Source organism: Acidovorax sp. sif0632 (assembly GCF_019218805.1).
GTDB classification, from domain to species: domain Bacteria; phylum Pseudomonadota; class Gammaproteobacteria; order Burkholderiales; family Burkholderiaceae_C; genus Acidovorax; species Acidovorax facilis.
Genome location: NZ_JAHUWW010000001.1, coordinates 866,604 through 879,287, shown reverse-complemented (window position 1 = coordinate 879,287; position 12,684 = coordinate 866,604). Strand labels below are relative to the sequence as shown.

The following is a 12,684-nucleotide window of genomic DNA, read 5'->3' as shown; positions in this document are numbered from 1 at the left end:
CGCGTCAAATTGCCGATGCACATGGGTCGATCACAAAAACAAATGGGCTGCACACCGTGGTTTTGCGCGGCATCGGCGGCAAGGGTCAGCCTGTCAGCGACCCACCTTGCCCGTCGGCAGACCCACCAGCAACCGGCTCGCCAGCATGGCCGCCAGGTCTTGCGTCGAGGGCATGGACACGGGCGCAGCCGACAAGGCGCCGTCAATCGCAAGGCTGGCCAGGCCGTGGGCAAGGCTCCATCCCGCCAGCGCCAGTTCGTCCGCCCCCTCGGCCACATGGGCATGGGCGGCCTGCCGCAGTACCTGAAAAGACCCGTCCGCCGCCGCCTGAAACGCCGGGTGGTCGGCCTTGCGCTGCAGCAGCGGGCTGAACATGAGCCGGAACGCGGCGGGGCGCGCGAGCGCAAAGGCCACGTACGCGGTGCAATGCCCCACCAGCGTGGCGGCAGTGTCTGTGCCGTGGTGTGCGGCCTCCATATCGGCCGCCAGGTCTTGAAAACCCCGCGTGGCCACGGCGGCGAGCAAGGCATCCAGATTGGCGAAGTGGTGGTAAGGCGCCGCATGCGATACGCCCGCAGCCTTGGCCACCGAGCGCAGGCTGAGCGTGGCCCCGGACGCGAGCAAGCCCTCGGCGGCCCCCACCAGGGCGCTGCGCAGATCGCCGTGGTGGTAGGTGGCACGGGGGAGTTCAGGATCGGTCATGCCGGCAATCTTGACACAGTCAAGATACATCTCGACAATGCGTCAATCCTGACACCGTAAAGATCACCATGACCCGACGCCTCCAAGCCACCACCGCTGTGATGGCGTTGATCCCGGTCGCCACCGGCGTGCTGACGATGATGGGCATCGACGACCCGATCTACCACACGAGCGGCCTGCCGCGTGATGCCCTGCTCGACGGCAACCTGCGCTTTTTTGGTGGCGTGTGGCTGGCCCTGGGCCTGGCGATGTGGTCGCTGCTGCCCCGCATCGAGCACGAAGGCCGGTTGTTTGCCGTGCTGTGGGGCGCGGTGTTTCTGGGCGGCGTGGGGCGGGCGCTGTCGATGGCCTTCGTCGGACTTCCGCCCGCGCCTTTCATCGGCTTCACGGTGCTGGAACTGGTAGGCGCCCCCGCCTTCATCGCCTGGCAGCGCCACGTGGCTGCGCAATCGGCCGTTCAATGACACCCAAAGGAAATCCTGTGCGAAAGCTCAACTACTGGTACTTGGCCGCAGCAACGCTGTGCTTGTTCATGATGGGGATGCAAATCTTCGTGGGCAGCCCGCAACTGAATGCACCGGTTCAAGAAAGCTCGTTGCCGCCGGGCATTCGGGCGGTTGCAGAGGTGGCCTGGCATTCGGTGACCACCGCCTATGGGCTCATGGTGGTGGCGCTCATTTACCTGTTCATCCAGCCGAACAATGGCGCGCTCGCCAAATACATCGTTGCGCAACTGGTGGCCTTGTCCGCGCTGTTTCTGATTTACAGCGTCACCCGCTTTGGCAACGTCACCAGCCTGTACCTATGGCCTTTTTCCTGGTCATCGCGGCGACGGTGGGCATGGGGGTGCGCAGCGTGCCTTCATTCAACGAGCCCTGACTGTGGCGGTCCGCTGAACCGGCGGCTGAAATTACTTTGGCCTGCGGGGGCGCTTTGCCTATCGCCCTATCGCTGGGAAGCCGTCAGCAACCCACTGTGCGCTGTGGCGTGCTGCAGCCAGTCCGTGTCCTGCGCCAGGGCCAGCGCCGCATCCAGCGCCCGCGTGGGCTGCACCTGGCGGTGCGACATGAAACCGATGGGCGTGGTAAGCACTGGGCCGACAAGCGGCAAGGCTTCCAGCCCATCGTGGCCGCGCACGGCATCCACCAACGCGCCGGGCAACACGCTGCACAGCTTGCCCGCCACCACGGAGAGGGCCAGGGTCAGCACCGAATCGGTCTCCATGGCCGGCAACACCGTGGCGCCCGCACTGCGAAAAGCGCCGTCGACTAGGCTGCGGTTGTGCATCTCGGGCGTGAGCAGGCACAGCGGCTGGGCGGCCGCCTCGGCCCAACCGATGGGCTGGCCGATCTGCAGGCCGCGGCCTTGGAGGCTGTCGGCCCGGCGCAGCAGAAAGTAGTGCTCCACGTACTGCGGCCAAGCCCGCAGCTGGCCGCCGCGTGCCGGCATGCGCTCGGTGTAGCCCAGCGCAAGGTCGAGCGAAATACTCTCCAGCCCCGCTTCGATGGCCTGCGAACTCATCGACAGCGCCACCGGCACGATGCCCGGGTGCCGCGCCTGCAGCTGCGCCGCAAACCGCGCCAGGATGGGCATGGCGGTGGGCACCGCGCCCAGGCGCAGCGTGCCGCGCGGGTGGGCGGCGTCGCTGCTCAGGTCCTGCTGCAGCACCTGGTGTTCGTGCAGCATGCGCTGCGCCGTGGCCAGCACGCGTTCGCCCTCGGGCGTGAAGCCTTCGAAGCTGCGGCCCCGGCGCACCACGACCACGCCAAACTCCTTTTCCAGCGCCCGCAGCGCGTTGGAGAGCGCGGGCTGCGTGATGTGGCAGGCCTGCGCGGCGCGGCCAAAGTGGCGGTGCTCGTGCAGCGCAACGAGGTAGCGCAGGGAGGCGAGCAGGTTCATGGGGTCACGCTTCGCTTCGCCAGCAGCTACGACCAGCCGCCCCACCCTTCGGGAATTGGGCAAGCACCCCTTGCACAATTCGTACGATCATGGGTTTTTCAATGGTTTTTGGCATACAGCGCTTACCAATCAAGCGCTAGCAGCTATATTTTCAATAGCAACCGACCTACTTAGGTGTTCTTGCTGATCGAAATCGTCGGGAACTTGCTCGAAAAATCCTTGGCCTGCTGCGCGATCTTCACCGCCACGTCGCGCGCGACCTTCTTGTAGATCTTGGCCACGTCCCCGTCGGGGTCGGCCACCACGGTGGGCTTGCCGCTGTCGGCCTGCAGGCGGATGCTCATATCGAGCGGCAGTGCGCCCAGGTAGTCCATGTTGTATTCGGCTGCCATCTTCTTGCCGCCATCGGCGCCAAAGATGTGCTCCACGTGACCGCAGTTGCTGCACACGTGCGCGGCCATGTTCTCGACGATGCCGAGGATGGGCACGCCCACCTTCTCAAACATCTTGATGCCCTTCTTGGCGTCCAGCAGGGCGATGTCCTGCGGCGTGGTCACGATCACGGCGCCGGTCATGGGCACGCGCTGGCTCAGGGTGAGCTGGATGTCGCCGGTGCCGGGGGGCATGTCGATGATGAGGTAGTCGAGGTCTTTCCAGTTGGTCTGGCGCAGCAGTTGCTCGAGCGCCTGCGTGGCCATGGGGCCGCGCCAGATCATGGCTTCGTCCTGGTCCACCAGGAAGCCGATGGACATCACCTGCACGCCGTAGTTCTCCAGCGGCTCCATGGTCTTGCCGTCGTCGCTTTCAGGGCGGCGGTTGATACCCAGCATCATGGGCTGGCTGGGGCCGTAGATGTCGGCGTCGAGCACGCCCACGCTGGCGCCCTCGGCTGCCAGCGCCAGGGCCAGGTTGGCGGCCGTTGTGCTTTTGCCCACGCCGCCCTTGCCCGAGGCCACGGCGATGATGTTCTTGACCTGGGGCAAGAGCTGCACGCCGCGCTGCACGGCATGCGCAATCACCTTGGTGGTGATGTTGACCGACACGTTCTCGACGCCCCCCACGCCCTTGGCAGCGGCCACAAGATTGCGGCGCAGTTCGGGCACCAAGCTCTTGGCGGGGTAGCCCAACTCCACATCGAAGGCCACGTCGCCGCCGCTGATCTGCACATTGCGCAGGGCGCGGGTGCTGACGAAATCCTTGCCCGTGTGGGGGTCCAGCACGCTGGAAAGTGCGGCCAAAAGGCCCTGTTCGGTGACTGCCATTCAATTAACTCCTGTGGGGCCGGTAGTCTATCCAAGCGCTGTTCCCCCGGCGCGTGAAGGACAATGCGCACGCTTTGCCCCTGGCTCCACAGCAGCCGGCACCCTGAGAAACCGAACGAAAAGGACTCCCGTGAAATTCAAGATGGCCGAGAAATCCCTGTTTGCCATGCTGCTGCGCTCGCCCTGGTGGATCAGCTTTGTGGTGGTCGGCATCATCGTTCTGGCGGCAGGTGCGCTGTTGCCCAAGGAATACTTCGTGGTGGGTGCGCTGGCCGGTTTCCCCATCTTCGTGGTGGGCTGCATCGCCGCGTGGAAGCAGCTGCGCGCCCCCAACCCCGCCCGGGTTGCCGAGATGCTGGAGGCCGTGGCCAGCATGCCCTGGCGCAGCTTTGCCGACACCCTGGCATCGGCCTGGGCACGGGCGGGCTACTCCGTAGAGCGGATCAACGGCAACAACGCAGGCGCTGACATGCGACTGACCCAGGGTGGCAAAACCACGCTGGTCAGCGCCAAACGCTGGAAAGCGGCCACCCACGGCGTAGAGCCCTTGCGCGAGCTGCACGCGGCCATGCTGGCCAGCGAGGCCCCCGCAGGCGTCTATGTGGCTGCCCTGGGACAGGTCAGCGACAACGCCCAGGCGTTTGCCCGGGAGCACGGCATTGTGGTGCTGCAGGGTGACGCGGTGGCACAGCTGCTGCTGCGCCAACCGTAGACAGCGATGTGCCGGGGCCTCCGGCCCACAGAATCACAGCTGTAACGCTGCAGAAAAACGGCGATCCGCCCCATCCCGGGCCAAATTTTCAAACTTCTAGTTCTGCGCACAGGGCAGCAAAAGAAGCGGCAGGGTTCAAAGCGCGCGATATCGGCCGACCCACCACGACGTGCGTTGCACCCGCCTTGATGGCTTCGCTGGCGGTGGTGAAACGGGCGTGGTCGCCTTTTGCAAACTCCAGCGGCTGTATGCCAGGCGTGACGATGAGCGCGCCCCGCGGCAGCGCGTTGCGCAGAAGCCTGGCTTCTAGCGGCGACGCGACCACACCGTGGCAGCCTGCTGCGTGTGCAAGGCGCGCAAGACGCAGCACCTGTTCTGGCACTGTCGACGCCACGCCCACTTCGCGCAGCGCCTCGTCGTCCATGCTGGTGATCACAGTGAGTGCCAGCACTTTGAGCTCAGGGAAGTGTGCTGCCGACGCCACTGCAGCCTCCAGCACAGAAGATCCTGCCGACGCATGAACCGTCACCATAGAAGCCCCCAGTTGCCCCGCCGCCGCAACTGCGTCAGCCACCGAGCTCGGGATTTCAAACAGTTTCAGGTCCAAAAAGACCTGCTTGCCAGCATCCAACAGATCGCGGACGAAGGACGGTCCAGCCGCCGTGAGCAATTGCAAACCCACCTTGTAGACAGACGCAGCAGAGCCCAGCTGCCCGACCAGATCTACCGCAGGCGCAGCAGCAGGGAAATCAAGCGAAACGATGATGCTCGGATTCAAGCCATCTCCCCAAAAAAGTGCGTTTGAGCATGCCACAGGCCGGGGAGCAGCACGAACCCACCTCTGGCGCAAACAATTGACTTCCCCTGGCAAGCTTGAACGCCCCAGCGAAAAGCGAAGTGTCGCCTCAACCATGCGGGTTTTCCCACATGAAGGGCTCCCAGCCACCCACCGACACTTGGGACACCACCCCACACACATTCATGCCGCCCTTGGTAACTTCTGATATCCCCGCCGAAGCGCGACCCGCCACCGGCCTGCTACTCACCGGCGGCGGTGCCCGCGCCGCCTACCAGGTGGGCGTGCTCGAAGCCATTGCCGACCTGCGCCAGGCCTGTGGCGAGGGGAGCGGACCCAACCCCTTCCCCATCATCACCGGCACCTCGGCCGGGGCCATCAACGCGGCGGCGCTGGCCTGCGGGGCCGACAATTTTGACCGCGCCGTGCGCCGCATTGCGCGCGTGTGGCGGCAGTTCCACGCCAGCCAGGTGTATGGCGCCGACTCGCTCAGCGTGATGCGCAGCGGCGCGCGCTGGCTCACGCTGGTGTCGCTGGGCTGGGCCCTGGCGCGCTGGCGGCGCATGCGGCCCAAGTCGCTGCTGGACAACACCCCGCTCGAAAAACTGCTGGTCAAGATGGTGCCGCTGGTGCGCCTGCCCCGGCTGATCCGCAAAGGGCATCTCACAGCGCTGGCGGTAACGGCGTCGAGCTACAGCTCGGGCGAACATGTCACCTTTTTTGAAGCCGCCGCACCCGTCAAGCCCTGGGTGCGCTCGCAGCGCAAGGCGGCCAGCGACCGCATCACGCACGAGCATCTGCTGGCGTCCTCGGCCATTCCGTTCATCTTTCCGGCCAAGGGCATCGAGGTGGATGACCACGTCGAATATTTCGGCGACGGCTCCATGCGCCAGTCGGCGCCCATTGCTCCGGCCATTCACCTGGGGGCCGAGCGCATCCTGGTGATCGGCGCCGGCCGCATGCACGAGCCCAAGGGAGATGCCGCTGCCAACCCCACGGCCACCTACCCCACGCTGGCGCAGATTGCGGGGCATGCGCTGTCCAACATCTTTCTGGATGCGCTGGCCGTGGATGTGGAGCGCGTGCAGCGCATCAACCAGACCTTGTCGCTCATCCCCGAAGAAAAGCGCCTGCACAGCGCACTGCGCCCCATCGAGCTGCTGGTGATTGCCCCCTCGCAGCGCCTGGATGCCGTGGCCGCGCGCCATGTGGGCGACCTGCCCACGCCCGTGCGCACCATGCTGGGCGCCCTGGGCGTCACGTCCAACATGGCCGATGTGCGCGGCGCGGCGCTGGCCAGCTACCTGCTCTTCGAATCCGGTTACACCCAGGAGCTCATGGCCCTGGGCCGGGCCGACACCCTGGCCATGCGGGCCGAGGTGTGCAGGTTCTTTGGGTGGACAGATACAGGCGCCGAGGTGAAGACCCGGCACCATGGGGAAACCGCCTGAAACGCCCCAGGCCTGAACCCTACGGCTTGGGCAGCCATCCCAGGCCGTGCGCGTGCAGGCTCTGCACATACAGCCGGTCCGCCGTCTCGGTGATCGCAGTGGTCTCGGGGTAGGCGCCACTCGGGTCCTGCAGGTCGGCCACCACCTTGCCGTCGTCGGTGAACGCGATCACATGCCCGTACGGCTGGGGAATCGGCCACAGCGCGCGCGGCAGGCGCAATGTCAAGCTGCGCAGCCAGGGCTTGCCCGCCATGTTGTCGATGGCTGCCCCGCGCGGCTTGGCAAAGCCCAACCATACCTTGCCGCCCTGCCCGCGCATCAGGTTGTCGGGGTAGCCGGGCAGGTTGTCGAGCAGCACGCGGGCCTGGGGGCTGGCCTGGCCAATGTCGAGGTCTTTCGCATCCACCGCAATCTTCCACACCCGGTATTTGCCGGTTTCGTTGACGAACAGGTGTTTTTCGTCCTGGCTCAGCGCCACGCCATTGGCAAAGCTGATGCCCCGAGCCACCACGCGTGTGGCACGCGTCGCAGGGTCGTATTCGATCACCCGGCCGGTGCTGGCCTGCTCCAGGATGTCGAGCACGCTCGCTTCAAACGTGCCGCCCCAGTCCTTGGGGGCAAAACGGGTGGAGGCGTCGCTCAGGTACATCTTGCCATTCTGGGCCACCACCACCGCATCGGCGTAGCGGATGGGGTCGTTGCCCACCTTGTCGGCCAGCAGGGTGACCTTGCCATCGGGCGCGATGGACAGCAGCCCCTTCACCGCATCGGCCGCAATCAGGTGGCCCGCGGCATCAAAGTCAAACCCCAGCACCCGCCCGCCGGTATTGGCAAACACCTCCTGGCCCGATCCGTCGGCGTTCATGCGCAAAATGCTGCCGCTGAGCACGGTGGTGTAGAGCTTGCCGTCCTTGCCAAAGGCGATGTGCTCGGGGCCCACCTCGCCTTTGAGGTCGATGATGTTCAGCTGGGCCAGGCGCTGGTTGGGGGCGTGCACGCCCTGGTAGCCAGGGGCGGCAGGCGCAGTCCAGGCCACCGGCTGAATGGGCACAGGCCACGCCGCCAGATAGGCAGCCACCGCCAATATCGCGCCACCCACGCCCCACCCCACCCGTTTTGCCCATGTGCTGGCCATGTGTCGTCTCCTGTTGATTGTTGGAATGCGGGGCATTGTGGCGCCATAGGCGGCCTGCACGCACGCCCTGATTGGCACCTGCGCGACCTGGGGAGGCCACCGCAGCGCCCGCAATGGCCAGGGATACTGACGACCGCCTAAAATCGCGGGTTCCGCCTGAGAAAGCCGCTTTTCATGACGACCTCCGCCCGCAAACTCTTCGTTACCACCGCCCTGCCGTATGCCAACGGCAACTTCCACATCGGCCACATCATGGAATACATCCAGGCCGACATCTGGGTGCGGTACCAAAGGATGCAGGGCAACGCGGTCAACTTTGTGGGTGCGGACGACACCCACGGCGCGCCCATCATGATTGCGGCCGAAAAAGCGGGCAAAACGCCCCAGCAGTTCGTGGCCGACATCGCGGCCGGCCGCAAGCAGTACCTCGATGGCTTTCACATCAGCTTTGACAACTGGCACAGCACCGATGCGCCCGAAAACCACGAGCTGGCCCGCCAGATCTACCGCGACCTGCGCGACCGTGCCGACGGCAGCCTGATCGAAGTACGCACCATCGAGCAGTTCTTCGACCCCGAGAAGAACATGTTCCTGCCCGACCGGTACATCAAGGGCGAATGCCCCAAGTGCCACGCCAAGGACCAGTATGGCGACAACTGCGAAGTGTGCGGCACGGTGTACGCCCCCACCGACTTGATCAACCCCTTCTCGGCCCTGTCGGGTGCCAAGCCCGAGCTGAAGAATTCGGAGCACTTCTTCTTCAAGCTGTCGGACCCGCGCTGCGTGGAGTTCCTGGAAAACTGGACGCAGGACGGCAAGCTGCAGCCCGAGGTGGCCAACAAGATCAAGGAATGGTTCACCGTCCGCACCAACCCCGACGGCACCACCAGCGAAGGCCTGGGCGACTGGGACATCAGCCGCGACGCGCCCTACTTCGGCATCGAGATCCCCGACGCGCCCGGCAAATACTTCTACGTGTGGCTGGATGCCCCCGTGGGCTACCTCGCGTCACTCAAGAACCTGCTGGAAAAGCGCGGCGAAAGCTACGACGCCTACATGGCCGACCCGGCGATGGAGCAGTACCACTTCATCGGCAAGGACATCGTCACCTTCCACACGCTGTTCTGGCCCGCCATGCTGCACTTCAGCGGCCGCAAGACGCCCAACAACGTGTTCGTGCACGGCTTTTTGACCGTGAACAACGGCGAGAAGATGAGCAAGAGCCGGGGCACGGGCCTGGACCCGCTCAAGTACCTGAGCCTGAACATGAATGCCGAATGGCTGCGTTACTACCTGGCGGCCAAGCTGAGCGCGCGCAACGAAGACATCGACTTCAACGCCGAAGACTTCATGCTGCGGGTGAACAGCGATTTGATCGGCAAGTACGTGAACATTGCCAGCCGCGCGGCGGGCTTCTTGACCAAGCGCTTTGACGGCAAGCTGACCGACCAATTTGGCACCACGGGCGCGGCGTTGCTGGCCGAGGTGCGCGGTGCCAGCGACGCCATCGCGCAGATGTACGAAACGCGGGAATACAGCAAGGCCACGCGCGAGATCATGCTGCTGGCCGACAAGGTCAACGCCTATGTGGACCAGAACAAGCCCTGGGATCTGGCCAAGGATGCGGCCAACAACGAGGCCCTGCACCAGGTGTGCTCGGTGCTCGTGAACGCCTTCGCCGCACTCACCCGCTACCTGGCCCCCGTGCTGCCGGGCCTGGCCCAGGCGGTGCAAGGCTTTGTGGGCGTGAACATGCAGCAGTGGAACGTGGCAGGCGACGTGCAAGCGATCCAGCCCTACCAGCACCTGATGCAGCGCGTGACCCCAGAACAGCTTGAAGCACTGTTTGAGGCCCCAGCGCAAGCAGAACAAGCGCCAGCAGCTACTGAAACCGTAGCAGCCAACTCCCTTCCTGGTGGCGAGGAACTGGCCCCCACTATCACCATCGACGACTTCACCAAGATCGACTTGCGCATTGCGCTGATCGTGAACTGTGAGCCGGTCGAGGGCTCCACCAAGCTGCTGCGCCTGACGCTGGACGTGGGCGAAGGCCGTACGCGCAACGTGTTCAGCGGCATTGCCAGCGCTTACAAGCCCGAAGATCTGGTGGGCAAGCACACCGTGATGGTGGCCAACCTGGCGCCGCGCAAGATGAAGTTTGGCGTGAGCGAAGGCATGGTGCTGGCCGCCAGCCATGGCGACGAAAAGGCCAACCCCGGCATCTACGTGCTCAACCCCTGGCCCGGCGCCACGCCCGGCATGCGGGTGCGGTAAGGCGTGCAACGCTCATAGACAAAGCAACCGTCAAGGATGCCGAGGGGTGCTGAGCCCCTCGCCATCCGCCGATAGAGGAAGGGGCGGCATGCTGACTGCCGCCCATCATCCAGTTTTCAGTACAGGTACACCGCGCCCGCGTTGGCGCTGCTTTCGTCCGACTGATTGCCCCCAATGCCAGTCGATCCACTGTCTTCGGTGGATGCCCCCACGGCCAGCGTAGTGCCGTCACCCGATATCGCCACACGTCCACCAAACCGGTCCCCAGCGCCCGTATTGGGTGCCTTCAGGTAGGCCTGTTGCGCCCAGGTGCCTGCGCTGCGGCGGAACACCAGCACGGCGCCCGCATCCGCTGCGGCGGTGTTGGCCGGGTCGCCATTGAATCCGCGCGCATTGCTGTCGTCGCGGTACGACGGCACGACCAGCGTGTTGCCATCGCTCGACATCGCCAGGTTGTTGCCAAACCTGTGGGGGGTGCGGGTGTTGGAGGCTTTCAAGTACGCCTGTGACTGCCAGACGCCACCTGCGCGAATGAACACAAACACCGCGCCAGAGTTGAGTGCAAGGGTGTTGCTCGGTGGCGACACCACGAAGGTACCTGTGTAGTTGCTGCTGTCTCCGTCCATGCCAACCGCCAGCGTGTTGCCGTCGCCTGACAGGATGACCGAGACGCCGAAGCGGTCCTGCGCCTTGGGACTGGGTGCCTTCAGATAGGCCTGCTGCGACCATGCCCCCGCATTGCGCTGGAACACGTAAGCCGCACCGGCATTGGCCAGGGTGTCGTCCGCAGGATCACTCGCCAAGGCGCTGCGCTCAAAGAACGCGCCCACCGCCAGGGTGTCGCCTGCGCCAGACAGGCTGAGGTAGATGCCGAAGAAATCTCCCGCGCCTGCGTTGGAGGCCTTGAGGTAACTTTGCTGTGCCCAGCTGGTGCCCGTGCGGGCAAAGACGTAGGCAGCCCCGGACGCAGCATAGGCTCCATTGCCGTGTGTTCCAGTCAGGTCACCATCCTCGTTATAGGCCCCCACCGCCAGGGTGTTGCCGTCGTTCGAGAGGGCTACGAATGAACCGAAAAGATCGTCGGCATCCGCGTTGTTCGCCTTGATGAATGCCTGCTGCGACCAGACGGCGCCCGTGCGGGAATAGACATAGACGGCGCCTGAGTTGCTGGCCAGGTTGTTGGTGGTCGGCATCGTCGAGAACGTGCCCTTCTGGTCGCCGCTCTCGCCATCCGCGCCAATGGCCAGCGTGTTGCCGTCGGCCGACAAGGCCACGGCATTGCCAAAATAATCGTTGGCCTCGCCATTGGGGGCCGCAATGCGCGCCTGCTGCGACCACGTGGCGCCGCTCTTCGTGAATACGTATACCGCCCCCGTGTTGCCACCCTCTCCATACGCCCCCACTGCCAGGGTGGTGCCGTTGCTGGACAAGGCCACGCGGTTGCCAAACCGGCCTTCGGAGGTGGTAGTCGATCCCTTGAAGTAGCCAATGGCACGCACCATGTCTGCCGCCATGGAGGTCGATGGGGCACTGCACCCGCCCGCGTTGCAGGCTTGCACGGTGTACGTCGCATTCACCCGAAGGTGCAGCAGCACCGGAACTGCGTAGGTCAGCCCGGTGGCCGCGGTCGACCCGATTTGCGCGGGTGCCAGCGGGCCCGCGCCGTCCGGGTCTTCGTACACCGTGTAGCGGGTTGCGCCGGGCGTCGAGGTCCACGAAAAGACCAGTGCCTTCGTCCCATAGGCAATCCCCAGGCCACCCGGCGTGGGGGGAGCCGGTGGAGGGGGGGGAGCAGGAGGTGGAGGCGATGAGACGGTGCTGCAACGCACTCTCACTTGGGTCACGGGCGCCACGACAACCCCGGTGCCAGCCTCTACCGTGCAAACCTGATTCGCAGGCTGCACATGCACGGTCACGGCGTAAGAGCTGCCATGGGTCAGCGGTGAGGCAAACCCGAAAACGCCATTGGTGGCCACCAACAGATCCGCAGCGCCGTTGAGCCGCAACGTCACCACGCCCAGCAGGCCCGTGATCGATCCACCGACGGTGTAGGTATTGGTGGTGCATGTCACCAAGATGTTGGTAACCGGGCCTGCCACCACACCCGAACCGTTTTCCACAACACAGGTCTGCCCGGCGGGCTGGGTACGCACAACAATGTTGTAGGCCTGGCCCTGCAAAATGTTGGTGGCATAGCTGCCGTTCGCCGTGATGGTCAGCTCCGCCTCCGTGCCATTGGCCAGGACGAGCGTGCCCACCAGCCCCGTCACAGTGCCGCCCACAGCATGTTGCGCCACGGGCGGGGGCGGTGGGGGCGCAGCAGGGTCTTCGCCACCGCCGCAGGCCATCAAGACTCCGCTCGCAATCAGAAGAAGCAGCCTTGCCGCCCCACCAAGCCTCGCCCACAGTGCTTCAGCGCTGGCGGAATAAGTTCGGTACATCAAGGGTTCTCC

10 protein-coding genes are annotated in these 12,684 nt (G+C 65.0%); 4 read left to right on the top strand and 6 right to left on the bottom strand.

What is annotated here, in order from left to right:
- Positions 1–93: 93 nt before the first annotated feature.
- Positions 94–702, bottom strand: coding sequence for a TetR/AcrR family transcriptional regulator (locus KW832_RS03985; RefSeq protein WP_255577477.1), 609 nt, complete (start codon positions 700–702; stop codon positions 94–96).
- A 68-nt stretch (positions 703–770) separates the two neighbouring features.
- Between KW832_RS03985 and KW832_RS03980 the strand changes: the two genes are divergently transcribed.
- The gene (locus KW832_RS03980; RefSeq protein WP_218298615.1) at positions 771–1,166 is read left to right on the top strand and encodes a DUF4345 domain-containing protein; all 396 of its coding nucleotides are present in this window, start codon (positions 771–773) and stop codon (positions 1,164–1,166) included.
- A 481-nt stretch (positions 1,167–1,647) separates the two neighbouring features.
- Here KW832_RS03980 and KW832_RS03975 read toward each other — a convergent pair whose 3' ends face one another.
- Complete coding sequence (locus KW832_RS03975; protein ID WP_218298616.1) at positions 1,648–2,601, bottom strand: LysR substrate-binding domain-containing protein; 954 nt, start codon at positions 2,599–2,601, stop codon at positions 1,648–1,650.
- 170 nt (positions 2,602–2,771) lie between these two features.
- The gene (apbC, locus tag KW832_RS03970) at positions 2,772–3,863 is read right to left on the bottom strand and encodes an iron-sulfur cluster carrier protein ApbC (protein ID WP_055402851.1); all 1,092 of its coding nucleotides are present in this window, start codon (positions 3,861–3,863) and stop codon (positions 2,772–2,774) included.
- Positions 3,864–4,005: 142 nt separating this feature from the next.
- On the opposite strand from apbC, the gene KW832_RS03965 reads away from it, so the two are divergent.
- Positions 4,006–4,575: a restriction endonuclease gene (locus KW832_RS03965; protein WP_218299082.1), complete on the top strand. Its 570-nt coding sequence runs from the start codon at positions 4,006–4,008 to the stop codon at positions 4,573–4,575.
- Positions 4,576–4,663: 88 nt separating this feature from the next.
- Here KW832_RS03965 and pyrF read toward each other — a convergent pair whose 3' ends face one another.
- The gene (pyrF, locus tag KW832_RS03960; RefSeq protein WP_255577476.1) at positions 4,664–5,353 is read right to left on the bottom strand and encodes an orotidine-5'-phosphate decarboxylase; all 690 of its coding nucleotides are present in this window, start codon (positions 5,351–5,353) and stop codon (positions 4,664–4,666) included.
- Positions 5,354–5,556: 203 nt separating this feature from the next.
- On the opposite strand from pyrF, the gene KW832_RS03955 reads away from it, so the two are divergent.
- Entirely contained in the window at positions 5,557–6,822 is a 1,266-nt protein-coding gene (locus KW832_RS03955; protein WP_218298618.1) for a patatin-like phospholipase family protein, read from the top strand.
- Between the two features lie 19 nt (positions 6,823–6,841).
- On the opposite strand, the gene KW832_RS03950 is transcribed toward KW832_RS03955, so the two are convergent.
- On the bottom strand, positions 6,842–7,957 hold the full coding sequence (locus KW832_RS03950) for an SMP-30/gluconolactonase/LRE family protein (RefSeq protein ID WP_218298619.1): 1,116 nt from the start codon (positions 7,955–7,957) through the stop codon (positions 6,842–6,844).
- A gap of 174 nt (positions 7,958–8,131) precedes the next feature.
- On the opposite strand from KW832_RS03950, the gene metG reads away from it, so the two are divergent.
- On the top strand, positions 8,132–10,231 hold the full coding sequence (gene metG / locus KW832_RS03945) for a methionine--tRNA ligase (RefSeq protein ID WP_218298620.1): 2,100 nt from the start codon (positions 8,132–8,134) through the stop codon (positions 10,229–10,231).
- Positions 10,232–10,347: 116 nt separating this feature from the next.
- Here the strand turns inward: metG and KW832_RS25860 are convergent, their stop codons facing one another.
- A complete protein-coding gene (locus KW832_RS25860; RefSeq protein ID WP_218298621.1) occupies positions 10,348–12,528 on the bottom strand; it encodes an FG-GAP repeat protein in 2,181 nt (726 codons plus the stop codon).
- Positions 12,529–12,684 lie beyond the last annotated feature (156 nt).